General features: G+C 42.4%; 24 protein-coding genes. 1 reads left to right on the top strand and 23 read right to left on the bottom strand.

What is annotated here, in order from left to right; genetic code table 11:
- Positions 1-22 precede the first annotated feature (22 nt).
- From ACLV7W_RS00250 to ACLV7W_RS00170, 17 genes are all read right to left on the bottom strand, one after another.
- Complete coding sequence (locus tag ACLV7W_RS00250; protein WP_411865226.1) at positions 23-625, bottom strand: hypothetical protein; 603 nt, start codon at positions 623-625, stop codon at positions 23-25.
- A 98-nt stretch (positions 626-723) separates the two neighbouring features.
- Complete coding sequence (purN, locus tag ACLV7W_RS00245; RefSeq protein WP_411865225.1) at positions 724-1,296, bottom strand: phosphoribosylglycinamide formyltransferase; 573 nt, start codon at positions 1,294-1,296, stop codon at positions 724-726.
- Positions 1,293-2,315, bottom strand: a complete 1,023-nt coding sequence (purM, locus tag ACLV7W_RS00240; RefSeq protein WP_411865224.1) for a phosphoribosylformylglycinamidine cyclo-ligase — start codon at positions 2,313-2,315, stop codon at positions 1,293-1,295. Before purM ends, purN begins: the two co-directional genes overlap by 4 nt.
- A 216-nt stretch (positions 2,316-2,531) precedes the next feature.
- Positions 2,532-3,974: an amidophosphoribosyltransferase gene (purF, locus tag ACLV7W_RS00235; RefSeq protein WP_411865223.1), complete on the bottom strand. Its 1,443-nt coding sequence runs from the start codon at positions 3,972-3,974 to the stop codon at positions 2,532-2,534.
- A gap of 12 nt (positions 3,975-3,986) precedes the next feature.
- Positions 3,987-7,712 (bottom strand): phosphoribosylformylglycinamidine synthase, encoded by a 3,726-nt coding sequence (locus ACLV7W_RS00230; RefSeq protein ID WP_411865222.1) that lies wholly within the window; start codon positions 7,710-7,712, stop codon positions 3,987-3,989.
- A gap of 56 nt (positions 7,713-7,768) precedes the next feature.
- Positions 7,769-7,912, bottom strand: a complete 144-nt coding sequence (locus ACLV7W_RS00225) for a phosphoribosylaminoimidazolesuccinocarboxamide synthase (RefSeq protein WP_080890703.1) — start codon at positions 7,910-7,912, stop codon at positions 7,769-7,771.
- Between the two features lies 1 nt (position 7,913).
- Positions 7,914-8,621 (bottom strand): phosphoribosylaminoimidazolesuccinocarboxamide synthase, encoded by a 708-nt coding sequence (gene purC, locus ACLV7W_RS00220; protein ID WP_045610807.1) that lies wholly within the window; start codon positions 8,619-8,621, stop codon positions 7,914-7,916.
- A 169-nt stretch (positions 8,622-8,790) separates the two neighbouring features.
- The gene (gene comB / locus ACLV7W_RS00215) at positions 8,791-10,140 is read right to left on the bottom strand and encodes a competence pheromone export protein ComB (protein ID WP_045610806.1); all 1,350 of its coding nucleotides are present in this window, start codon (positions 10,138-10,140) and stop codon (positions 8,791-8,793) included.
- A 12-nt stretch (positions 10,141-10,152) separates the two neighbouring features.
- On the bottom strand, positions 10,153-12,306 hold the full coding sequence (gene comA, locus ACLV7W_RS00210; RefSeq protein WP_411865221.1) for a peptide cleavage/export ABC transporter ComA: 2,154 nt from the start codon (positions 12,304-12,306) through the stop codon (positions 10,153-10,155).
- A 312-nt stretch (positions 12,307-12,618) separates the two neighbouring features.
- Positions 12,619-12,807, bottom strand: coding sequence for a hypothetical protein (locus ACLV7W_RS00205; protein ID WP_000757184.1), 189 nt, complete (start codon positions 12,805-12,807; stop codon positions 12,619-12,621).
- A gap of 378 nt (positions 12,808-13,185) precedes the next feature.
- Positions 13,186-13,365: a hypothetical protein gene (locus ACLV7W_RS00200; RefSeq protein WP_125453302.1), complete on the bottom strand. Its 180-nt coding sequence runs from the start codon at positions 13,363-13,365 to the stop codon at positions 13,186-13,188.
- A 39-nt stretch (positions 13,366-13,404) separates the two neighbouring features.
- On the bottom strand, positions 13,405-13,575 hold the full coding sequence (locus ACLV7W_RS00195) for a H354_08695 family bacteriocin-like peptide (RefSeq protein WP_007522555.1): 171 nt from the start codon (positions 13,573-13,575) through the stop codon (positions 13,405-13,407).
- 231 nt (positions 13,576-13,806) lie between these two features.
- Positions 13,807-13,983, bottom strand: a complete 177-nt coding sequence (locus ACLV7W_RS00190; RefSeq protein WP_125453304.1) for a class IIb bacteriocin, lactobin A/cerein 7B family — start codon at positions 13,981-13,983, stop codon at positions 13,807-13,809.
- A gap of 444 nt (positions 13,984-14,427) precedes the next feature.
- On the bottom strand, positions 14,428-14,664 hold the full coding sequence (locus tag ACLV7W_RS00185; protein ID WP_000136444.1) for an acyl carrier protein: 237 nt from the start codon (positions 14,662-14,664) through the stop codon (positions 14,428-14,430).
- A 5-nt stretch (positions 14,665-14,669) separates the two neighbouring features.
- Complete coding sequence (gene plsX / locus ACLV7W_RS00180; RefSeq protein WP_411865220.1) at positions 14,670-15,662, bottom strand: phosphate acyltransferase PlsX; 993 nt, start codon at positions 15,660-15,662, stop codon at positions 14,670-14,672.
- Positions 15,659-16,429 (bottom strand): DNA repair protein RecO, encoded by a 771-nt coding sequence (gene recO / locus ACLV7W_RS00175; RefSeq protein ID WP_411865219.1) that lies wholly within the window; start codon positions 16,427-16,429, stop codon positions 15,659-15,661. Before recO ends, plsX begins: the two co-directional genes overlap by 4 nt.
- Positions 16,426-17,595 (bottom strand): pyridoxal phosphate-dependent aminotransferase, encoded by a 1,170-nt coding sequence (locus ACLV7W_RS00170; protein WP_125455081.1) that lies wholly within the window; start codon positions 17,593-17,595, stop codon positions 16,426-16,428. Before ACLV7W_RS00170 ends, recO begins: the two co-directional genes overlap by 4 nt.
- A 148-nt stretch (positions 17,596-17,743) precedes the next feature.
- Here ACLV7W_RS00170 and ACLV7W_RS00165 point away from each other — a divergent pair, with 148 nt between their 5' ends.
- Positions 17,744-18,754 carry a YeiH family protein gene (locus tag ACLV7W_RS00165; RefSeq protein ID WP_411865218.1) on the top strand — a complete coding sequence of 337 codons (1,011 nt, stop codon included), beginning with the start codon at positions 17,744-17,746 and terminating at the stop codon, positions 18,752-18,754.
- A gap of 181 nt (positions 18,755-18,935) precedes the next feature.
- Here ACLV7W_RS00165 and ACLV7W_RS00160 read toward each other — a convergent pair whose 3' ends face one another.
- From ACLV7W_RS00160 to radA, 6 genes are all read right to left on the bottom strand, one after another.
- Positions 18,936-19,373, bottom strand: coding sequence for a CoA-binding protein (locus ACLV7W_RS00160; RefSeq protein ID WP_001863803.1), 438 nt, complete (start codon positions 19,371-19,373; stop codon positions 18,936-18,938).
- 110 nt (positions 19,374-19,483) lie between these two features.
- A protein-coding gene (locus ACLV7W_RS00155) for an IS3 family transposase (RefSeq protein ID WP_411865217.1) occupies positions 19,484-20,835 on the bottom strand; the annotation gives its coding sequence in 2 pieces (ribosomal slippage) (positions 19,484-20,394 and positions 20,394-20,835; 1,353 coding nt in all).
- Positions 20,836-20,926: 91 nt separating this feature from the next.
- Positions 20,927-21,895 (bottom strand): ribose-phosphate diphosphokinase, encoded by a 969-nt coding sequence (locus ACLV7W_RS00150; protein WP_033682853.1) that lies wholly within the window; start codon positions 21,893-21,895, stop codon positions 20,927-20,929.
- Between the two features lie 145 nt (positions 21,896-22,040).
- Positions 22,041-22,856, bottom strand: coding sequence for a PrsW family intramembrane metalloprotease (locus ACLV7W_RS00145; protein ID WP_411865216.1), 816 nt, complete (start codon positions 22,854-22,856; stop codon positions 22,041-22,043).
- 24 nt (positions 22,857-22,880) lie between these two features.
- Entirely contained in the window at positions 22,881-23,378 is a 498-nt protein-coding gene (locus ACLV7W_RS00140) for a beta-class carbonic anhydrase (RefSeq protein ID WP_261241057.1), read from the bottom strand.
- A 72-nt stretch (positions 23,379-23,450) separates the two neighbouring features.
- Complete coding sequence (gene radA, locus ACLV7W_RS00135; protein WP_077804517.1) at positions 23,451-24,812, bottom strand: DNA repair protein RadA; 1,362 nt, start codon at positions 24,810-24,812, stop codon at positions 23,451-23,453.
- Positions 24,813-24,823: the final 11 nt, after the last annotated feature.

The raw sequence follows: 24,823 nt of genomic DNA, 5'->3' as shown, positions 1-24,823 counted from the left end.
TCCTTTCATTTAGTATAAGCATTTAAACCATACTTAATCTATCTGAATCATACTCAGATATTTTTTTTATTGTCAGAGTACCATGATGATAGTAGGCAGAATTATATTGGGACTGTACGAACCTTTCAGGATTTATTTCATAAGTATTATAATAATAATTTTTATAGATATCCATATAATAAATTCTAAATTCAGTTATACTAGAATCTGTAATTGGAAAAATAATTTTTTTCTTACAGTCCTTTTTGATAATTTTAAAACTCTCTACATTTTCTACAACATCGCCATAGCCTTCCGATAACTCTTCAGTTGGAGCATAATCCTCTTTCTTATGTGTTACTATCGCGTGGTTAAGACCTACATTCTCAATTTCTAAATAGAGAAAATGAGATGCTCTTACTTTTTCTAACGTAGTATCAGACGGTCTTAATACTCTAATTGATAACCAAGGTAGATTACTTAATCTTCGTTCATTTATAATAGTCTGTTGATTAGCTTCAAAGTCTCTTTGACGATTGTTCCTATCATTTGCTAAAGTTAGTTCAAAAATTTTTACAGTAGCATAAACTCCAATAATAGCCCCAAAATATCCCAACCAATCATAACTTTCTGATATATTACTCAAGATGGGAATACTCCTTGCTATATTCGTCAAGTCAATTATAAACAATATCACTGTAACCACAAAGACTGTCTGAAATACATGCTTACTTATATATGTTTTTATTTTCCCCACGTTAAAGAAACCTTTCTCTCTACTCCCAAGCTATCCAGCACCTCTGGATACAACTTGTACTCCGCTTCATGAATGCGAGCTTCAAAGTTTTCAATCGTATCACCAACTAGACGTGGTACACGGACTTGTTTGATGACCTTTCCTGTATCCACACCTGAGTCCACCCAGTGAATGGTCACGCCACTCTCAGCGACACCAGCATCCCAAGCATCCTCAATCCCATGAGCTCCTGGAAATTCTGGCAGGTAGGCCGGATGAATGTTGATAATTCGACCTTCATAAGCCGCCAATAAGGTTGGGCCGACGATTTTCATATAACCCGCCAAACAAACCAAGTCAATCTGGTGTTCTTCCAAGAGCTCGACAAGAGCTGCTTCGTAGTCCGCCTTGTTCTCAAACTCCTTGAGTTCAAAAGCATAGGACAGGACGCCGAGCTTGTCTGCACGTTCCAGCACATAGGCGTCACGATGGTCTGAAAAAACAAACTCCACCGGAAATTCTTCGGCAATCACCTGAAAATTTGAGCCATTACCAGAGGCAAAAACCGCTATTTTTTTCATTTGATGATGACACTTTCGTTTTCTTTCTTGACGATGCGACCAATTTCATAGACTGGTTCATCCAGCAATTCCTTGACTCGACCTACATTTTCAGGGCTAACTGCCAACATGAGGCCCACACCCATATTGAAGATTTCAAACATTTCTTCGTGCTTGATCTGACCGTATTTTTCAAGAGCTTTGAAAATCGGAAGCACTGGAACTTTGCTTTCCTCAATCTCTGCAGCCAAGTCATCAGCAAACATACGAGGGACATTTTCGATAAAGCCACCACCTGTGATGTGAGCAATACCGTTGACCAACTCTTCCTTGATGAGCGGCAAAACAGCCTTGACATAGATACGAGTCGGCTCAAGAAGAACGTCCTTGAGTTTCTTGCCTTCCAATTCTGGCAAGACTTCCTCACCTGTATAGTCCGCAAAGACACGACGAACGAGTGAGTAACCATTTGAGTGAATACCACTTGAAGCAAGTCCGAGAAGGACATCGCCTTCAGCTACTTTTGTACCATCAATGATTTGAGATTTTTCAGCCACGCCGACTGCAAAACCAGCTAGATCGTAATCATCTGCGCCGTACATACCAGGCATTTCAGCTGTTTCCCCACCGATAAGAGCAGCACCTGCCTGCACACAACCTTCTGCAACACCAGCGACTACTTGTTCTAGCTTGGCTGGTTCATTCTTACCAGTTGCGACATAGTCAAGAAAATAGAGGGGCTCCGCACCTGCAGCGATGATGTCGTTGACACACATGGCCACACAGTCCTGACCGATGGTATCGTGCTTGTCGTACTTAATTGCCAGCATGAGCTTGGTTCCAACACCGTCAGTCCCTGAAATCAAGACGGGTTCTTTAACCCCTGTTTTTGAAAGGTCAAACATGCCACCAAAACCACCAAGAGCTCCCATGACACCTGCACGCTCCGTACGAGCCACGTGCTTTTTAATCCGTTCAACAACTTCATAACCCGCTTCAACGTCTACACCCGATTGAGCGTACGCATTCTTATTTGTCATTTTTTAATCCTTTTCTTTTTTTGAGAAAGACTGCGACGTATTTTTAGATAAACAATTATTTTATCTAAAAATACTAGTCAGGTCTCTAGCTTTGGTCCCATAGGAGAAAGCGTCTACTGACAAATGCTTTAGCTTTTCGTCAGTAGTGAGACGTGAGGCATAAGCATTTTTATTTGTCACTTATTTATTTCTTTTCTTTAATGGAGAATCTGACGCCTACTTGTAAAAACTAGTCTTCTCTTCCAAACTCCGACGATAGTCTTCTTCATAGTCGTAGAGAGGTGTTGGGTAGTCACCGTCAAAGTAAGCGACACAGAGACCACCATTTGGTGCGTCTGTTTCAATACCAATCGAATCAATCAATCCCTCAACAGAAAGATAGGTCAGACTGTCGGCTCCAATGATTTGGCGAGTTTCTTCGACCGTATGATTAGCCGCAATCAGTTCCTGACGGGTCTGGATATCAATCCCGTAGAAGCACGGATAAGCTAGCGCTGGACTACCGATAGCAACGTGAACCTCAGTAGCACCTGCTTCTTTCAAAAGCTGAACGATACGACGAGAGGTTGTTCCACGTACAATAGAGTCATCAATCATAGCCACACGCTTGCCTTTAACAACACCCGAAACAGCAGAGAGTTTCATCCGCACCCCTTGCTCCCGCAATTCTTGAGTCGGTTGGATAAAGGTGCGTTGTGTGTATTGGTTCTTGATCAGACCCATTTCATTTGGCAGACCAGATTCTTCTGCAAATCCCATAGCCGCGCTGAGGGAAGAATTGGGCACACCGACCACGATATCTGCCTCATGCTTAAATTCACGCGCTAATTGCGCTCCCATACGCTTACGAGCTGTATGAACATTGACACCGTGGATATTAGAATCAGGACGAGCAAAGTAGATATACTCCATTGAACAAATCGCCAACTGGGTATCATCTGTATAGCTGTCATACTGGATGCCCTTGTCATCAATGATCACAATCTCACCTGGCTTCAAATCACGAATCCACTCAGCACCAATGACTTCAAAAGCGCAAGTTTCAGAGGACACCACCACCGCTCCGTTGCCCATTTTCCCGATCGAAAGCGGTCGGAAACCATTAGGATCAAGAGCAGCAATCAACTTGTCCTCAAACAGCAGAATATAGGCAAAACCACCTTTAACTAGGCTGAGCGCCTCCTTGATTTTGCCCATCAAGTTCGGATTGTGACTGCGACGAATGAGGTGAGCCAAGATTTCCGAGTCCGAAGTCGCGCTGAAAATCGCTCCTCTTTCCTCCAATTCTTTCTTGAGAGAGGCAGCATTGGTCAAGTTTCCGTTGTGAGCAAGTCCAAACTGCATATCATGAAAACGGAAGAGGAAGGGCTGGATGTTATCTACAGAAGCTTCGCCAGCAGTCGCGTAACGAACATGCCCAATCGCACCAGTTCCTGTCAATTTATCCAAATTAGCAGGATTTCTGAATACTTCTGATAAAAGGCCCATGTCACGATGGCGCTTCAATTGTCCTTGGTCATTAGAGAGGATTCCTGCCCCCTCCTGACCACGGTGCTGAAGACTGTGGAGACCAAAATAGGTCAATTTAGCAGCATCTGGATGTCCCCAGATACCGAAAACACCACATTCTTCATTAAGAGATTTTACTTCGTATGTCATTTTATATACCTTTTATTTCCCTGTGAAATAACGCACCGCTGACGCGAATAGGTGTTGGTCTTTATTTCCTGGGATGTTTTGGAAAAGACCGTCTTCATAACGTTCTGAGTGTCCCATCTTACCGATGATTTGACCATTCTTGCTGGTAATTCCTTCGATGGCATTTACAGAACCATTAGGATTGTACTTAGAGTCCATGCTTGGTTTTCCGTCAAAGTCAACGTATTGGCTGAAAATTTGTCCATTGTCACGGAGCTCTGCAAATTCCTCAGCCGTCACGACAAACTTCCCTTCACCGTGCGAAACAGGAATAGCGTGGATATCACCCACCTGCACGCCAGCCAACCATGGTGAGTTGGTATTGGCAATACGAGTTTCCACCATCTTGGCTACGTGCTGGTTGGCATCATTGTAGAAGAGGGTTGGGCTAGTACTAGTAGCATCTTCGAAGTTCCCGTATGGTAGGAGGCCTGATTTGACCAAAGCCTGGAATCCATTACAGATACCAATAATCAAGCCACCACGGGCGATAAAGCTATCAATAGCTACACGGACTTTTTCATTGAGCAGAATATTGACAATGAACTTGGCTGAACCATCTGGTTCATCCGCAGCTGAGAATCCACCGGCAAAGAAGAGAATGTTAGCCTTGCCGATGTTGTCAACCATAGTTTCGACTGACTTGACAATAGCATCTTCATTCAAGGTCACAAATGGCACCAAGTTGACCTCTGCACCTTCTTTCTCAAAGGCCTTAGCTGAGTCATATTCCGAATTGGTGCCCGGGAAGACTGGGATATAAACTACCGGTTTTTCAACCTTTTCTTTGGCTTTAATCACAACATCTGATGCAACAGCTGGTACTTCAGCCAGTTCTTTGGCTTGAGCAAATTCTGTTGGGTAAACTTCTTCCAATTTTCCTTGGAAGGCACTGTCAAGTTTGTGTCCATCTAGCTTCACACCGTTGACAAAGAGTGTAAAGTCTGCACTTGTTTGACCGATTTTCTCTACTCCAGCAATTTCTTCAGGAGAAGTAAAGACAAATCCACCTAATTGTGCTGTCAAAGCTGTTTTAAGTTCAGGCAAGGTTACTTCTGCACCGATATGATTTCCAAAGGTAGCAAGAGCCAAGCTTTCAACGACACCACCGTATTTAACAGCTGATGCAGATGTTACTTTGTAAGCCTTTTGAAGGGCTTCAAATTGAGCGAAGTTAGATTTGATAAGATCGAAGTCAATCTCTTGAGCCAATGCTTGACCTGGAATGTAATAAATATTTTCCCCAGCAGTCTTGAACTCGGGAGAAAGCACCTTACGGCTATCTGCTGTTGTCACACCAAAGGCAACCAAGGTTGGTGGCACCGTCAATTCTTCAAAGGTACCAGACATGGAGTCCTTACCACCGATAGATGGCAAGCCAAGCTGAATCTGAGCTTCGATAGAGCCTAGGAGAGCTGCTACTGGCTGACCAAAACGCTCAGCTTGTTTATCCATGCGCTCGAAATACTCTTGGTAAGAAAAACGAGCCTTAGACCAGTCTGCACCAGCAGCCACCAAACGAGCAGTTGCTTCGATAACCCCATAGGCAGCACCGTGGTATGGAGACCATTCAGCTACATATGGGTTGAATCCTTGAGCCATGACTGACGCAGTATGAGTCACACCGTGTTGAACTGGCAATTTCTGCACAGATGCCTCAGTTGGTGTGAGTTGGTAACGACCACCAAGTGGGTGATTAACCGTTGAGCGACCGACCGAACAGTCAAAGATGGTTTGCAATCCTTTTTGACTCGCATGGTTCAAATCAGACAGAACCGCAAGGGTATCTGCTTCAAGTGTGTCAGCGCTTGTTGTACGCTCTTCTGGAAGTTTGACATCCTTGTCCACAACCTTGGCATCAACGACTACACGCACACCGTTTGTATCAAGGAAACGGCGTTCCAAGTCGACAATCGTTTCACCATTCCAGTGCATGACAAGATTTGGTTTTTCAGTCACTGTCGCAACCACAACAGCGTCAATATTTTCTTTGTTACATTCGGCAACAAAGGTATCTACGTCTTCAGGACGAACCACGACCGCCATCCGTTCTTGTGATTCAGAGATGGCAATTTCTGTACCATTCAAACCTTGGTATTTAAGAGGCACTTTATTAAGGTCGATTTCAAGACCATCTGCCAATTCACCGATAGCCACACAGACTCCGCCTGCTCCAAAGTCATTGGATTTCTTGATGAGACGAGTGACAGCACCATTGCGGAAAAGACGCTGAATCTTGCGCTCTTCGATAGCATTTCCCTTTTGAACCTCAGCACCAGCAGTCTCTACAGACTCAACCGTTTGAACCTTAGAAGATCCCGTCGCACCCCCGACACCATCACGTCCAGTCTTACCACCGAGCAAGATAATCACATCACCCGCTTCCGGTTTTTCACGGACAACATTGCCCTTAGGAGCAGCACCGACAACAGCACCTAGCTCCATGCGTTTAGCTACAAAGCCTGAGTGGAAATATTCACGAACGTAGGTCGTCGCAAGCCCAATCTGGTTCCCATACGAAGAATAACCGTGAGCCGCTGTCTTAGAAATGACCTGTTGTGGCAATTTCCCAGCACGCGTTTCCGAAATCGGCGCTGTAATATCACCAGCACCTGAGATACGCATGGCTTGGTAGACATATGAACGACCTGACAATGGGTCACGAATGGCACCACCGATACAGGTTGCAGCACCACCAAATGGTTCGATTTCTGTCGGGTGGTTGTGGGTTTCATTCTTGAACATGAGGAGCCAAGGTTCCTTGACACCATCAACGTCCACTTCGATCTCGACCGAACAAGCATTGATTTCGTCTGACACTTCCATGTCATCCAAACGACCATTGATACGCTCATAACGACCGAAAATAGTCGCCATATCCATCAAGGTTTGCGGTTTTTCAGAACGCCCCAACTCATCACGCATGGCAATATACTTGTCATATGTTGACTGCAATTGTTTTTGGAATTTAGAAGCTGAAAAATCAATGTTTTTCAACTCAGTCTCGAATGTTGTGTGACGGCAGTGGTCAGACCAGTAAGTGTCCAAAACTTTGAGCTCTGTTTCCGTCGGCACGCGCCCGATTGACTTGAAGTAGTCTTGGATAAAGAGCAAATCATCCACTTCCATAGCCATCCCTTGCTCGGCCTTGTAGCGGGCAAAGTCTTCTGCTGTATAGCTTTCAAAGAAAGTCAATTTGGGAATGGTCTTGTCCGACTCTGAAAATTCCTGCTTGGCAACCCCTGTCGTGATGTCCTTGAAACGAGAATCAACTGGATTGAGCAAGTAGTTTTTGACTGCTTCTAACTCCGTCGCATCAATATCTTTATTGACCAAGTACAGTTGGGCTGTGTTGACTGTTACATCACTCGAACTTCCCAGTAAAAGCAAGGCTTCCTGTGAAGAAGCCGCACGCTGATCAAATTGCCCAGGCAGGCTTTCAATGGCAAAGAAAGCATAGTTGGCAAGATCCGCCTGCACGGCCGCTTCATCCAAGACATGATCCGTCACCTGCTCAGAGAAGATGTGTTTCTCCGCAGGCGCAAACAAGTCCTCTGCCAAATCAAATACATCATACACTTGCACAATACGAATACTTTTCAAACTTGAAAGTCCCAAGTTGTGCTGGAGTTCTCTAACCAAACTCTCTGACTTGACCTGAAAATCAGCCTTTTTTTCAACAAAAATACGTTTATCCATCAATCCTTATTCCTTTTTTTCAGCTCTTGCAATATTCCTAAACAGCCTTGAGGCTGTTATTTCAATTCCTGCAACTTCTCCCAGACAACTTCGTAAACGTCTGTTAGTTCTCCTAATCCCCTACGGAGTGAAAAGGTCTGGGGGACCTTTTCAGCCTGAGTCCTTTTAGTTGAGAGACGAAGGTTTTCCGTTGCAAACAGATTATTTCAACCCCTGCAACTTTTCCCAGACGATCTCGTAAACATCTGTTAGTTCTCCCAATCCTCTACGGAAAACATCCTTATCCATGTGGTTGCCATCCGCATCCCACAAACGGCAGTTATCTGGTGAAAATTCATCTGCCAAGATAATCTTGCCATCCTTGTCAAAACCGAACTCTAGCTTAAAGTCAATCAACTTAAGCCCAATCTCAGCAAACCAGACCTTCAAAAGTTCATTGATACGACGAGTTTCTTCCTTCAAGTAGGCAATCTGCTGATCATCGGCAATCTGTAGGAATTTCACATGCTCATCATTGATAAATGGATCATCCAAATCATCATTTTTGTAGTAAAATTCGACAATCGGAGTCTCCAAGGCGATTCCTTCGTCTACGCCAAAACGTTTTGAAAAGGAACCAGCAGTATAGTTGCGGAGCACAACTTCCAAAGGAATAATCTTAACATTTTTATTGAGTTGTTCCGTGTCCGAAAGCTTCTCCACAAAGTGAGTCGCCACACCAGCCGCATTTAATTTCTCAAAAATAAAAGATGAAATCTGATTATTCAACACTCCCTTACCTGCAATCTGCTCCTTCTTGACACCATTGAAAGCAGTCGCCTGGTCCTTGTAAGTTGAAATAATAAGATTTTCATCCTCAGTTGTATAGATATCTTTAGCTTTTCCCGAATAGATCAATTGTTTTGACATTTTAAAGTTCGCCTTTCGTATTACTTGAGCACATTCTACCATAAAAAACCTAAAATTACAAGAATTTAACCGAATAAATAACGTATCAACCTCAAAAATCATAAAGAAAAAACTGCAAGAAGGATCTTTCTCACAGTTTTAAAATCATTTAACTCTAAAAATACGAACATTACTCTTTGTTCAAAAATTGATCCAAATAATAACGTAGGTAACTTTTCTTGCCCGTAATCATCTGCAGGCGACCTTCCACCCCATATCGAAGTTTTTCAGCCTGCTCCGAAGTTAGATTAGTCTCCGCCTCGATTTTAAAGAAATTCCCTTTTTCAGTCTTAGTAGCTGTCGCATCAATACTTGTAATAGTAGAATCTAGGAAAAGTTGATTCTTGGCATCATGAGTCGTCGTATAGCGAACAGAATCACCGACCTTGATCCTTGCTACATCCTTTGAACTAAGATAAGCTGTTAGTTTGGCTTTCCCTTCTTTTTCCAAGGACGGATAGAGTTGGGCTAGTAGGGTACCTTCTGCTACCATGGTAGAATCACTGGTCTCAGGATTAAGATGAAGCACCCCATCCTCACTCGCCGTAATTTTCCCCTTGTCTAAAAGATTTCCCTGTACCTTCTTACCTGACTCTGCCTCCAAGATTTTCTGGTCTAGAAGGGTCAATTCCTGACCGACCTTAGCCAAATGTTGGGATTTAAGGGACTCTAATTGATTGCTTAAGCCTGACGCATAGGCTTGCTGGGTACCTGAACCTGCATACTGAACACGGTAAGTAGCAAGACTAGATTCTAACTGAGAAAGCTGCGCTTCAACCTGCGCAACAGCCTGAGATTTAGCTTGCGGATTTTCCTCGCCCTGAGACTTGTAGGACTGGTAGAGAGAGTAGGCTAGATTCTGACTGGCCAAGGAAGCACCTGTTTCAATAGCTGACTTAGCTGTCTGGTAATCGCGAATTTTAGCTTCTGTTTGCCTGATGAGATTGCCGATTTCGGCTTGGGTTTGACTAGCTGCTGCATTCTGGGACGCGATGGTCTCATTTTGTTGCGATGTACTAGCCCTAAGACTAGCCGCTTGGCTGAGATAGTCGCGAAAGGTGGCTTGGTAGCCAAACTTATCCTCCTCTGGAAAGTGGTTCTCCCCTTCTTGCAGACTCTTTTGCAAATACTCCAATTGCTTTTTTTGATCCTTGAGCATGTCCAACTGACTAGCATAGGCCTCCGCTTGGACACCCTCTGCCCCTTCTTGATATTGAACCAACAGTTCTCCCTTTTTAACCAGCTTATTTTCTTCCAAATGATTAACAAGAATGCGATTATTGCTAGTTGACTGGATATTTGCAAGGATACGACTAGGTTCGACAGTCGCTCTAGTAGACAAACTCATCTCCTTCTCTGCAAATATTGCAAAGCCAAGTAAAAACACGAGCAGAAGGGACATGGGGACAATCACCCGACTGGAAAAATTATGGTAACGACGATTATAAAACTCCGCACTTTCTAAAAATTCTGGTTTCATTCTCTCCTCTTTCTAGCTATTCACCAAATGTGCGTAAAAACCACCCTGTGCAAGCAAATCAGCATGTTTTCCTTCTTCAACAATCTTGCCCTGATCCAAAACAACCACCTTCTCTGTCCGCTCTGCAATGGTCAAGCGGTGAGCAATGAAAATCAAGGTCTTGTCTAAAGCCATGAGATTATCGACAATCCGCTTCTCTGTTAAAATATCCAAACTGCTAGTTGCCTCATCCAAAATCAAGACCGGCGCATCTGTCAAGAGAGCACGCGCCAGAGCAATTCTCTGACGTTGACCACCTGAGATCCCTGCCCCATCCGAAGTCAATTCTGTCTGGTAATTCAGTGGCATGCGCTCAATGTCCTCCCGAATCTCTGCCAATTCGACCGCCCGTAAGATATCCTTTTGAGTCGTCCCTTCCTTGGCTCCAAGGAGAAGATTCTCCAAAATCGTTCCGTTAAAGACATAGGGCTGTTGAGGCAGATAGTTAATATACTGGCGCAGAGTCTTTTTATCAATCTGATTGAGATTGACACCACCCAGACTAATCTCTCCCTGACTTGGGTCGTAAAAATTAACCATCATCTTGGCCAAGGTCGTCTTACCTGACCCCGAAATCCCCACAAAAGCCACCTTAGAACCTTGGGGAATGGTCAAATTGATATCTGACAAGACGTCTCGACCATAGCCATACTTGTAGGAAACCTGCTTGAAGGTCATATCTCCCTTCATCAAACTCAAATCCTCAACCGTTTTCTTCTCCTCAAACTCCGAAGCTACCAGATAAACCTCATTCAGACGGTTATTGGCGACCTGCGCTGTCTGAAGTTTGGTTTGTAGGTTGATGATATTTTCCAAAGGATTTGTAAAGTAAACAAGCAAGGTATTATAGGTAATCAACTGCCCTAAACTCATCTTGCCATCCATGACCAGAACAGCTCCCATCCAGAGAATGCCGACATTGAGCAAGAGATGGGCAACTTTTTTCAGAGCCTTTTGCTGACTCTCTGCTCGACTATAGGTAAAGGATTTTTTCAGATAATCCACAAATTCCTTGTCAATCTTTTGGTAGCGTGAACTTTCACTGGTCAAGGACTTGATAGTCTCAATACCGTTGATGTCCTCGATGATAGAAGAAGACAGAACCGCATTGGCTTCCATGGTATCCCGATTCATCTTTTCAAACGGCTTCATAAAGGCAAAGATAATCACTGTATAGATAGGAAGTGCCAATAAAGTCATGAAAAAGAGATTGGTATTTTGTGAAAATAAAACAAGGGAAATAATGACAACCGTTGACACATCTAGGAAAATCGAAAGAATGGTCGAAGCCAGCGCATCGATAATACTGTTAGCATCTGTAAAACGAGACACGATTTCCCCTGTTCTGCGTGTCGCAAAGAAGGACATAGGCAGGTGAAAAATATGCTTGATATAGGATAAAATCACGTCAATCGACAGGCGTTGCCCCAAAACAAGTAAGAGATACTCCTGAGCGTAAGACAAGATCTGCTGAAGAATATAAACAATCACCAGCCCAATAGAAATGATCCCCAGCGTCGAACGCATCTGATCTGGTACATAGGTATCAATGATAGACTGCAGATAATAAGAACCCACAATATTAATCAAGGTTACCAAGAGTGTCGCCAAAACGATATTGGCAATCAAGCCACGCTGCTTCACTAATATAGGGATAAAAGAAAGCAGGCCATTCTTTTGATCCTTATGAGGCTTGTAGTCTGGACTAGGTGCCATAAACAGAGTCACTCCTGTCCATTCTTCCGCAAAACGCTCACGTGGCAGTTTGGTCAATTTCACCCCAGGATCTGGATCAGCAATATGAATGCTGTCCTTATCCTGCCCAGTCACCACATAGTAGTGGAGCAATTTCCCTTCCTTAAGCACATGGGCAACAAAAGGAAAGGTCAAATCTGGCAAGTCAAAGAGTGTCATATCCGCCTTGATCGCTCGCGTCTCAAAGCCAATCTCCTCTGCCACCTTGACCAAGCCCAAAGCCGTCGTCCCATCCATGGTCGTCTTGGCTAATTCACGCAAGTGAGCCAAAGAATAGTAACTACCATAGTAGCCAAAAATCATGGCCAATGAAGCTACACCGCAGTCCATCTGATCCACCTGCGGACGATAGTGACGTTTCCCAAATTTCATATTCATCTCCTTTTCCCTAATACTCAATGAAAATCAAAGAGCAAACTAGGAAACTAGCCGCAGGCTGCTCAAAACACTGTTTTGAGGTTGTATATAAGACTGACGAAGTCAGTCACATATATACGGCAAGGCGACGTTGACGTGGTTTGAATTTGATTTTCGAAGAGTATAAACTCATCTGATAACAACTATCTTACCCCAAACACCAAATAAAAACTGGACTTCCTCCCCAAATGCGCCTATCCCCCTCCCAACTGTACTTTTTGGATAAAAAAATAGGCAGAACAAGCGTTCTACCTAAAATATATATATTTATTTCTTTTTCTTCCTAATTCTTTTGTCAATCATATACAAAACGATAATCGAAAACAGCGGTGGTACAATATAACTCTTTTCACTCATTGTCAGCTGAAATCCCAGAGTTGCAAGTATCTTAAAGATGAAAATATTCATTAAAAATAGAAAAACAAAGACTAAAAAATATCTTAAAACCTTCTTCATTCCTTTTCTTCAACTCTCCTAATTTCTACACCTATTTTATCAAAAATACATGTAAAACTCCAAATAAACACTTCAACTGCACTTTTTGGGACAAAAAATAGGCAGAACAAACGTCCTACCTACTAAAAATATGGTATGAAAGGAAATTGATTTTTTACTGACACCCTAGGCAAGCTTGGGACAAATAAATCATTGATAGTAACCTTTACGACATCCTATTTATTACTTCAATTTCTAAACCACCTCTGGTATGTTCTATTCAAAGTCAGAATAGATAACACCGTTCTAAATTACGATTTTTTTAAACTCCGATGTGATGCATTCTTAGATTCTACCCTAACCATTTTCAGCGCAAACTAACAAGTCATTCTTAGCTGCTCACTCTACTTGCTTTTTATTGACCTTATAGCCTAGATAAAAGAGCCCAAATAAAACGGGGTAAATTTCTGGATAAAATAGGGTATTGATTGGACTTTTCAACATCAAATACGTTGCGATGTAGATAATGAGTGATACGGTAAAATAACCCTCAGCAAAACCTAATAAAAATGTTTTCATAGAAGACTCCTTTTTACTAAAAAACGATCTACCTTCTTTTTATCCACCTCGTGCTGCCGACTGATAACCATTATACGCACCCCAAGCTAACAGTCCGATAGCCAAAATACCACCACCAACCACAAGTAATACTCCTCCACCATCAACTTCTTGCAATTCAATATCACTTAACGTAGTATAATTTTGTTCAATAGTTTGTAAATTTGACATATATATCCTCCATTTTAATTATAAAAATTAGTTTTCTTTTAATATACCGATAATAATCATCAATACACTCATAACAAATGCAGACAACAGGCCTTTAGTAGTACTGTTGAAAAAAGGTCTATCAAAAACGTAATAATTATATGCAGACAATCCTAAACCAATGCCAGTCACTACAATTGTAATAACGAGTAGTATAATCCAAAATGCTTTCTTGCTCATATTTATCAAAAACTATGGATGAGTAATATAGTAGAATGTTTTACCAGCAGCTTCACCAACTTGGTAAATTCCCCAGCCAATCGCGATACCCACGGAAACTACCTCCCAAGAAACTCCCCCATCTACATTCATCAACTCTTCTTCTGTAAGAGTTACAAAGTTTTGTTCCATTTTGTCAAAATTTGTCATCTTTTTTCTCCTTTATTTCTATTTTTTAGTTTACGACTTCTTGCTCTTAAACCATTTTAAAAACCAGAATAGATTAATTACTGAATTCCTTTTCCTTCCTTTTCTTCTCACTTATCTATTTGAGAAGTGATTTAAAATGAACAGGTAAATTTCATTTATTTTAAATACCATTTGATAAACCATGGCAATAAGATTGGTAAATACATCGCGTAATCTCCTTCCTTTTCTTCTCACTTATTTATTCGAAAAATAATTCGAAAATGTACAATTAATTAAATTTTATTTAAAAAATAATTTAATGAACCACGGATAAAAACCGATCACATACATAAATACTCCTCCTTTTTCTTTCTTATCTATCTATTCGTAATTCCCACTAAAAGTTCTAAATTTTTTATTTTTCCTGACAATAAAAAAGCAACACGACTTGCATGTTGCTTCTTACTATTCTTTACTTTTGACGACTTCGACCACATCTCCTACACTTTGGAGTTGGTCAATTTCCTCGTCACTGATTTCGATATTAAATTCATCCTCCAGCGTCAAGATAAACTCCATCAAGTCAACTGAGTCAGCATCCAAATCATCTTTCAGACTCAAGGATTCTGTCACGACAAAGTCTTCTCCCTGTCGCTCTTGGATAATGGTCACAATACGGTCAAAAATTTCTTTTTCTGTCATCTCTTTTATTCTCCTGAAAATTCACGCGCAGTCTGGGCAACTACGTCTGTTTCTAGCATGGTACGAATCTGGCGAATCGTACTATAAACAGCCTTGGCATCACTTGAGCCATGAGTCTTGACAACCGGTGCCTTGACACCAAACAAGACCGCTCCACCAACATCTGAGTAGTTGAGCTGTTTTTTCAAACCTCTGAGGCTGTCCTTGAGAAGGAGGGCGCCTAGTTTCGCTCGAAGACCACCACCTGTAATAGCGGTCTTTAGCAAACCCATGATTCCCATAGCTGTCCCTTCGATGGATTTGAGCACAGCGTTTCCCGTGAAACCATCTGCCACGACAACATCCGCAACGCCATTCATCAAATCACGCGCTTCCACGTTTCCGATAAAGTTCAAACTTTCATCAGCTGCTAGTAATTCATAAGTTTCCTTACGAAGCGGGTCACCCTTACTACTCTCTGTTCCATTATTGAGCAAGCCAACACGTGGTTTCGCAATTCCACGGACATTTTTAGCATAGAAGGAACCTAGAACTGCATATTGATGGAGGTGCTGGGCTGTATTTTCCGCATTAGCACCGAGGTCCAGCATGTCAAAACCTCTCCCATCTACAGTCGGCAATGTTGACATAAGCCCAGGGCGATCGATATTCTTGATACGACCCACGATGAAGAACCCTGCTGCTAGTAAAGCACCTGTATTCCCAGCCGATAGGACAGCATCTGCTTCACCCTCTTTGACAGCCTTGGCCGCCAAGACCATACTGGCATTCTTCTTCTTCCGAATAGCTCTCGTAGGTTCATCGTCTGAATCAATCTTCTCATCCGTATGGATAATGCTGACGCGTTCTGTCGCTGTCAGATATTGCTTGATTTTAGCCTCATCTCCGTAGAGTTGAACTTCAATATCTGAAAAGTCAGCAAGGGCTTGATTGACACCCTCAACGATGGCCTGAGGTGCGTAATCGCCTCCCATGGCATCTACTGCGATTTTTTTCATTTCTTTTCCTCTTTTAGTAATTGTCCCCAGTCTGCTAGGGAATCAATAAATTTCTTTGATTTTAGGTGAATCCCAACGTACTCTTCGTAGAGTTGATCCATAAATTGGCGTAGTTCTTGCTTGATTTCAGGCTTGAGCGAAATGGTCTCCAAAATCTCAAAATCAATGGCTTGAAATTGATTGAGCAGATAAGGGATATTGGGATTGAGATGGCAACGTCTCTCATCTTCATGATAATGATCTGGACAGAGACAGGCTCCATATTTGAAAGAAAAATCAAAAGCCTGACCGACCCGATGACAAAAGACACACTCATTAAAATTGAGACTAATACCAAATCGGGTCAAGATTTGGATTTCAAAAATATTGGTCAAGACTTGATAATCCAAGCCAGCTTCCATCAACTCCAAAGTCTTTTGCAAAAAAGCAAACAAGGGAGCATCCTGCTGATTGTCCTGCAAACTAGCATCTGCAAGAGCCGCTACATAGGTCGCATAAGCCATGACAAAGAGGTCACTATTAATCTTGGGAAAAGTCATCACCTCATGATAGTCCTCAATGTAACTGAGCCCATCATCATTGATTCGCAAGAGAAATCGTGCCAGCACCAAGGGCTGAATAACCGGCGCCAGCTTAGACTGACCAGCGTGTTTGACGAAAAACATCCGTTTGCCAGACTGCTCTGTAAAAATCTTGACTAGCTTATCATCCTCACGAAAATTGCGATTGTAGAGCACCAAGCCTTGACTCGTGATAGACTGAATCATGCTTCTCTCATATACTCCTCAAGCCGTTTCATAGCTTCTTTGATAGTCTCCATGCTGGCCGCATAAGACAGACGCACATAACCTTCCCCATAACGCCCAAAGGCTGCTCCAGGGATAAAGGCAACGGCCTTCTTCTGTGCAAAATCCTTCAGAAAAGCAAAGGAGTCTTGATTGTAGCCCGCTGGAATCTTAGCAAAGATATAGAAGGCACCGTCTGGTTTGATAATCTCAAAACCAAGAGCAGTCATTTTCTCGATAATATAGTCCCGACGCTGGATGTATTCCTTCTTCATAGGTTCCGCATCATTTTTACCAGCCGTCAAGGCTTCTACCGCAGCATGTTGAGCCATGGTATTTGCGGCAGTCACCAAGTACTGGTGACTCTTGATTAACTGGGCTGTGAAGGCCGCAGGAGCGAAAATCAGTCCCAAACGCCAACCGGTCATGGCATGTGATTTAGATAGACCATTGATAATAATAGCCTGATCTCTCAACATCGTTCCTAGAGACACATGCGCTTCGCCCGTATAGGTCAATTCTGAGTAAACCTCATCACAGACAATGAAAATTTCGTACTTGCGTAAAACAGCTGCCAAGGCCTCCAACTGCTCCCGACTGTAGGTAATTCCTGTCGGATTAGCTGGATAGTTGAGAATAACTGCCTTGAGCTTGTCACCTTGCTCCAAAATGGCCTTCTCCAACATCTCAGGAGTCAAGACAAAACCATTTTCAGTTGTGTCAATCTCGACAATCTCTGCCCCAACTAGATTGACAATTGGCTCATAACCCGGATAAGCAGGAGCTGGCAAGAGCACCTTGTCTCCCTCTTCCAAAATAGCTGTCAAAGTAGCAGATAAAGCCTCTGTCGCCCCAATTGTAACCAAGATTTCATTTTCAGGAGCATAGTCCAGTTGGTACTTTTCCTTAACAAAGTCACTGGCTGCCTGACGTAAAGTCAACAGACCACTCATCCCTGTATAGTAGGATTGGTTCTGGTCAATCGCTCGCTTGGCCGCCTCCTTGACATGATCTGGCGTTGTAAAATCAGGCTCCCCCAAGGTCAAACGCAAAACCCCAGGAATCTCCGAAATAGCCTGGTCAAACTGACGAATCAACGAAACTTGAATCTTATCTAACTGTTTATTAAAGCGCTTAGTTAAGTCCATAGATACCTCCTACTTTCAAAACGTATCTCTATTATACTACAAAAGCCCCCCGACCGCAAAAATACATTAGAGAATAGCTTTTCACTTTCTATTTTACTTTTCCTGTTTACAGGTCTATAATGGTAACAGATTCTATTTGGAGGTTTTTATGTCATTTCTATCAAAAAATGGAGCAGGTATCTTGGCCTGCCTTCTGATTTCACTACTTGCTTGGTATCTGGGCGGATTTTTCCCTGTTATTGGCGCGCCCGTTTTTGCGATTTTCATAGGCATGCTCCTACATCCCTTTCTCTCGTCTTATAAACAACTGGATGCGGGATTGACCTTTAGTTCTAAAAAATTGCTCCAGTATGCCGTTATCTTGCTTGGTTTTGGTCTCAATATCTCGCAAGTCTTCGCAGTCGGACAATCTTCACTCCCTGTCATCCTGTCCACCATTTCAATAGCCTTGATTGTTGCCTTCCTCTTCCAGCGTTTCTTTGCACTGGACACAAAACTGGCTACCTTGATTGGAGTGGGTTCTTCTATCTGTGGGGGCTCTGCCATTGCAGCAACAGCGCCTGTTATTCACGCCAAGGAAAAGGAAGTAGCCCAAGCCATTTCCGTTATCTTTTTCTTCAATGTCTTAGCTGCGCTCATATTTCCAACGCTAGGTACCTGGCTTCATCTATCCAATGACGGCTTCGCCCTCTTTGCAGGGACTGCGGTCAATGATACTTCCTCTGTAACCGCTACTGCCAGCGCCTGGGATAGTCTTTACCAGACCAATACCCTCGAATCCGCAACCATTGTCAAACTCACACGAACCCTAGCAATCATTCCTATCACTCTCTTTCTCTCCTACTGGCAAAGTCGTGAACAAAAAAATAAGCAAGGCTTACAACTGAAAAAAGTCTTCCCACTTTTTATCCTTTACTTTATCCTTGCATCTCTCCTAACCACCCTACTGACCTCTCTTGGTGTGTCCAGTAGTTTCTTTACCCCACTCAAACAACTCTCCAAATTCCTCATTATCATGGCCATGAGTGCTATCGGTCTCAAAACCAATCTGGTAGCTATGGTCAAATCCAGCGGAAAATCCATTGTTCTCGGAGCCATCTGCTGGATTGCCATCATCCTCACTAGTCTTGGTATGCAGACCCTTATCGGCATTTTCTAATACTCTTCGAAAATCTCTTCAAACTACGTCAACGTCGCCTTGCCGTATATATGGTTACTGACTTCGTCAGTTCTATCTGCAACCTCAAAACTGTGTTTTGAGCAACCTGCGGCTAGTTTCCTCTTTACTCTTTGATTTTCATTGAATATAACACAAAAGGTAGCCCACCAGCTACCTTTTCTTATGCTTCCTCAATCAAACGTGTATGTTCTCTCTTGATGCAACGATTCATCACGATGTCATCACATCCACCAGCACGCAAGATTTCTTCCGCCTCTAGACTTTCAAGTCCCAGCTGTGCCCAAAAAATCTTAGCATCAGCCTTGAGAAAATCATGCGCCACATCAGGCAAAAACTCGCTGCGCCGGTAAACATTGACAATATCTACAGGAAAAGGAATCTCAGCTAGGCTGGCATAAGCCTTTTCACCCAAGATTTCACCACCTGCCGCCTTGGGATTGACTGGGATGATTTTATAACCCCGAGCCTGCATTTCCTTGGTCACTCGATTGCTAGTTGTTTCTTCACGGTCTGACAAGCCCACCACAGCAAGGGTTTTACTCGTTGCCAGATACTGACGAATCACACCATCACTTGGATTGATAAATTCTTGACTCATAGAAATCCTCCTTTTTCATCAGTATAGCATATTTTGAAAAGGCTTGCAGATTTTTAATATAAAAACCTCCTAGCAGTTCTGTACTGACCCCAAAAAGTTAGACAATTAATTTATCCGAAGGATTTAGTTCTGTATTGTACAGGGCTAAGTCCTTTTAGTTTTACCTTAATTCGTTTGTTGTTGTAGTAATCGATATAGTCTATAATAGCTTGTTCCAATTGATTAAGTGATTTAAAGTTTTTCTCATGGCCATAAAACATTTCGGATTTTAAAATGCCAAAGAAAGATTCCATCATACCGTTGTCTGGGCTGTTGCCCTTTCGTGACATGGATGCTTGAATTCCCTTACTCTCTAGGAACCGATGATAAGAATCGTGTTGGTATTGCCAACCTTGGTCACTATGGAGAATCGTATTCTCGTAGTGTTTCTCTGTGAAGGCCTGTTCCAACATCTTTTTTACTTGTTCTAAATTAGGAGAACAAGAAAGATTAAAAGCAATAATTTCGCTGTTAAATCCATCTAAAACAGGCGATAAATACAATTTCTGCGTGCTATTTGGAATGGCAAACTCTGTCACATCCGTATAACACTTTTCCATTGGTCTCGATGCTTCAAACTGGCGTTGAATGATATTCTCTGCTTTCTTGCCAATCTCTCCTTGGTAGGAAGAATACTTTCGTTTACGGCGAATTCGAGCACTTAAACCAAGGATTTTCATCAGACGTTGGACCTTCTTATGGTTTACTATATGACCACGATTCCTCAATTCAAGAGTTATTCGGCGATAGCCATAATTTCCTTTGTGCTCAGTAAAAATAGCTTGAATTTCAGCTTTAAGATCTTTATCTTTGTCAAGCCCATCTAGTTCCTTCAACTGATAATAGTAAGTTGAGCTAGGTAAACGAGTCACTTCAAGAAGTAAATCTAGTCGAAATCCTCCTGAAGCCATTTCTCTAATTGTCTCTGCCTTTCTCGCTGTATGGCTTCGTCCCTGTCTTCCAGCTCTTTTAACTTTTTTAAGTAAGCCACCTCAGTACGTAAGCGTTCATTCTCCTCTTGGAGTCGCTCTAGTTCTGTCATTTCATCCCAAGTTTTCTTCCGTTTACGTCCCATTTTAGTTGGTCTCCCTCTTGTTTTCTCAACAATAGTATACCCGTTTTTCTTGTATTGTGCTAGCCAATTAAGAAGTATCGTACGACTTGGGAGGCCGTATTCAAGAGAAACTCTATCTTTAGTCCAGCCTTCATGTAAGACTTTATTAATCATTTCTTGCTTTAAATCAGGAGAATAGTAACGATTTTTTCCTTTTTTGACGAACTCTATTCCGTAACGATCAATCAATTTAATCATGTACCTAATATTAGAATTATTTATCCCAAATTTATTTGAAAGCTTCTCTAAGCTATATCCTTGTTTTCTAAGTTCATAGATCTGAACTTTATCATCATAAGTTAATTTCATAATAAAAACACCCCAAAAGTTAGATTTTTTCTGTCTAACTTTTGGGGTGCAGTTCATTCTGCTAGGAGTATGTTTTATTATAAGCGAAAACTTAAATCTTTTTCTCAATACTGAAAAGTGGAGAAAGTGGGCGTTTTTCATGGATACGCACGATAGCATCTCCCAATAGATGAGCGATTGAAATTTGCTCAATCTTGTCAATCAAACGCTCTTCTGGCAGATAGATAGTATCCAAAACAACCAATTTCTTGATAGCTGATTTTTGAATATTGTCCATAGCAGGACCAGAAAGAACTGGGTGCGTACAGCTTGCATAGACTTCAACAGCACCAGCTTCCGCAAGGGCATCTGCCGCGTGGCAAATGGTTCCAGCTGTATCAATCATATCATCAATCAAGATACAAGTCTTGCCTTCTACCTTACCGATGATGTTCATGACTTCACTGGTATTCATCTTATCAACGCTACGACGTTTGTCAATGATAGCAATAGATGTTTTCAAAAATTCTGCCAACTTACGGGCACGAGTCACCCCTCCATGGTCTGGGCTGACAACCACATAGTCAGAACCAACCATACCACGACGCTCAAAATAATCCGCAATCAGAGGAGCTCCCATCAAGTGATCCACAGGAATATCAAAGAATCCTTGAATCTGCGCAGCATGCAAGTCGATTGTCAATAAACGATCTACCCCAGCTACTTCAAGCATATTTGCGACAAGTTTTGAAGTGATTGGCTCACGCGCTCTCGCCTTTCTATCCTGACGTGCATACCCATAGTAAGGCATGACAACATTGACAGATTCTGCACTCGCACGCTTCAAAGCATCTACCATAATCAAAATTTCAAGCAGATTGTCATTTACAGGCGAACTAGTTGATTGTAGGATAAAGACGTGTTTCCCACGGATTGATTCTTCGATGTTGACCTGAATCTCTCCATCTGAAAATTGGCGGACACTTGATTTCCCCAACTCTATCCCAATCTCCTGCGCTACACGTTTTGCCAATTCTTGATTAGAAGAAAGGGCAAACAGCTTTAAATCAGAAAAAGACATGATTTCCTCCGGTATATATGTATCGCTTGTGCTTTTCACAAGATTTTTCCATCTACCATTGTAGCGCTTTTTGCACTATTTTTCAATCAAAAATAAAAGAAGGGCACCATATTTGTACCCTTGCATCATTCTTTTGAAAAATATTCTAGTTCATCAACTCATTGTGCTTCTCAACAAAGCGATAAGTCTGATAAAAACCGTAAAGAGTAATAGCCGTAACCATTGGAATCGCTAAAGGCAACTCTGTATCCAATTCCACAAAAGGAGAGTTAAACAGGAAGTGAGTTCCCAAAGCTAAACCTAGGAAAAGAAGCCCCTGTTTCTTGCCAACCTTCTGTCCTTTATAGGCTCTGTAAAGCAAGTAAACACCTACTACCGCCAAACCTGAAAAAGTCCAGTGAGAAGCAATTCCTGAGATGATACGCTCTAAAATTCTCGAAATAGTAAAGTCAAATCCCTCTGGCAAATCCGTACGAATGTAGCCAATATCCTCAATCATTTGGAATCCCAAACCAGAAGCAATGCCTAGTAAAAACAAAGATTTTAATTTTCGCACAGGAATCAAAGCTAAAACAAAGACAAGTGGCAACAATTTCAACGGCTCTTCTACCAAAGGAGCCACAATAGCACTTTCAAAGGCATTTAAAAATGCACTATCTGGGAAAAGAACCCCCATTAAATCATGGATATAGGTATTAGCAAAGCTAGACAACCAGCCTGAAAGGAACATCCCACCCAATAAAGACAGAATCAAGGCCTTCTTTGGCAATTCCCATTTTTTCCCAATACGGAAAAGGAAATAAAGAGCCGGAATCATGTAAAAGAGAGCTAGAAAGATAGAAACTCCCATTAGTCCATATTCCGCAGCTGACATCGAACCATCCGTATAGTAGATGGTTTCATACTGCAAACCAATACATAGTAATAAAATAAAAATAAATAAAATACTGTTTTTCTTCATACACTTTCTTTCTAAAGAAAGTATTTACAATTCTACGACTGTCATACTTCCTGTATCTACATCGTAAATGGCACCAGAGATAATGACATCGTCTGGTATTAGGGGAGACTCGATAAGGAGTTGCATATCCTCGCGTACACTTTCCTCTATATCTTGGAAGGGCAAGAAGTCCTGGTCTGACACATCGACACCTAGTTCCTCTTTCAGATACTCCTTAAAAGGACCATTTTCAAAGGTCTGAGCACCACAGTCTGTATGGTGTAACACCACAATCTCTCTTGTCCCCATCTGTTGCTGGGAAATAACTAGCGAACGAATCATGTCCTCAGTCACTCGACCACCTGCATTCCGCAAGATATGAGCATCCCCAAGTGCCAAACCTAGAGCTTGTGCAACGTGCAGACGTGAGTCCATACAGGTCACAATGGTTACTCTGGTTTTGGGTTTAAGTGGCAGATTTAACTGCCCATGTAGGGCAACATAAGCCTGATTGGCTTGCATAAACTGTTCAAAATACGACACGATTCCCTCCTTGAAAATTTGATAGTCAAATATTTCTCCTATCTTATCATTTTTAAGAAGATTTGTCACGGATTATGCAAAGACCTTTTTCAAAACTTCCTGAATCGTTGTCACTCCAATGACCTGAATTTCCTTGGGCGGGGTGATTCCTGTCAAGGAATTTTTCGGTACATAGATTTTTGTAAATCCAAGCTTAGCAGCTTCATTGATGCGTTGCTCGATACGATTCACACGCCGAATTTCTCCTGTCAAGCCCAGTTCGCCTACAAAACATTCCTGAGGATTAGTTGGCTTGTCTTTATAACTCGAAGCAATGGCAACTGCAACGGCCAAGTCAATGGCAGGTTCATCTAATTTGACACCGCCAGCAGATTTAAGATAAGCATCCTGATTTTGCAAAAGAAGACCTGCCCGTTTTTCCAAAACAGCCATAATCAAGCTAGCACGATTAAAATCAAGTCCTGTCGTCGTACGCTTAGCATTTCCAAACATGGTCGGTGTCACCAAGGCCTGAACCTCCGCCAAAATCGGACGCGTCCCTTCCATGGTCACAACGATTGACGAACCAGTCGCCCCATCCAAACGCTCTTCTAGGAAAACTTGACTCGGATTGAGTACCTCAACCAATCCGCCCGACTGCATCTCAAAAATCCCAATCTCATTAGTGGAACCAAAACGGTTTTTGACCGCTCTTAAAATACGGAAGGTATGGTGGCGCTCCCCTTCAAAGTAAAGCACCGTATCCACCATATGCTCTAGCATACGAGGACCAGCCAAGGTTCCTTCCTTGGTCACATGACCTACGATAAAGATGGCAATGTTATTGGTCTTGGCCAGTTGCATAAGCTCAGCCGTCACCTCACGCACTTGAGAAACAGATCCCTGCACCCCTGAAATCTCAGGAGACATAATGGTTTGAATTGAGTCAATAATGAGGAAGTCTGGCTGGATGCGCTCCACCTCAGCTCGAACACTCTGCATATTGGTCTCTGCATAGAGATAAAACTCGCTATCAATATCTCCCAAACGCTCTGCACGTAATTTAATCTGCTGGGCAGACTCCTCCCCACTGACGTAGAGAACAGTCCCCACTTGAGACAACTGGGTTGAGACTTGTAAGAGAAGGGTTGATTTCCCAATCCCAGGATCCCCACCTATGAGGACGAGACTGCCCGGTACTACTCCTCCTCCAAGTACACGGTTGAATTCCTCCATCTCCGTCTTGGTTCGATTGACGTTTATAGAAGTCACCTCAGCCAGTTTCATGGGTTTGGTTTTCTCACCTGTCAAGGACACACGCGCATTCTTGACCTCGGCAACCTCAACCTCTTCTACAAAAGAAGACCAAGATCCACAGTTGGGGCAACGTCCCAGATATTTAGGGGAATTATACCCACAATTTTGACATACAAATGTCGCTTTTTTCTTTGCGATGATAAACCTCT

This window comes from Streptococcus mitis, assembly GCF_965111735.1.
Taxonomy (GTDB): Bacteria; Bacillota; Bacilli; order Lactobacillales; family Streptococcaceae; genus Streptococcus; species Streptococcus mitis_DR.
This window is presented reverse-complemented; position numbering and strand designations above follow the sequence as displayed.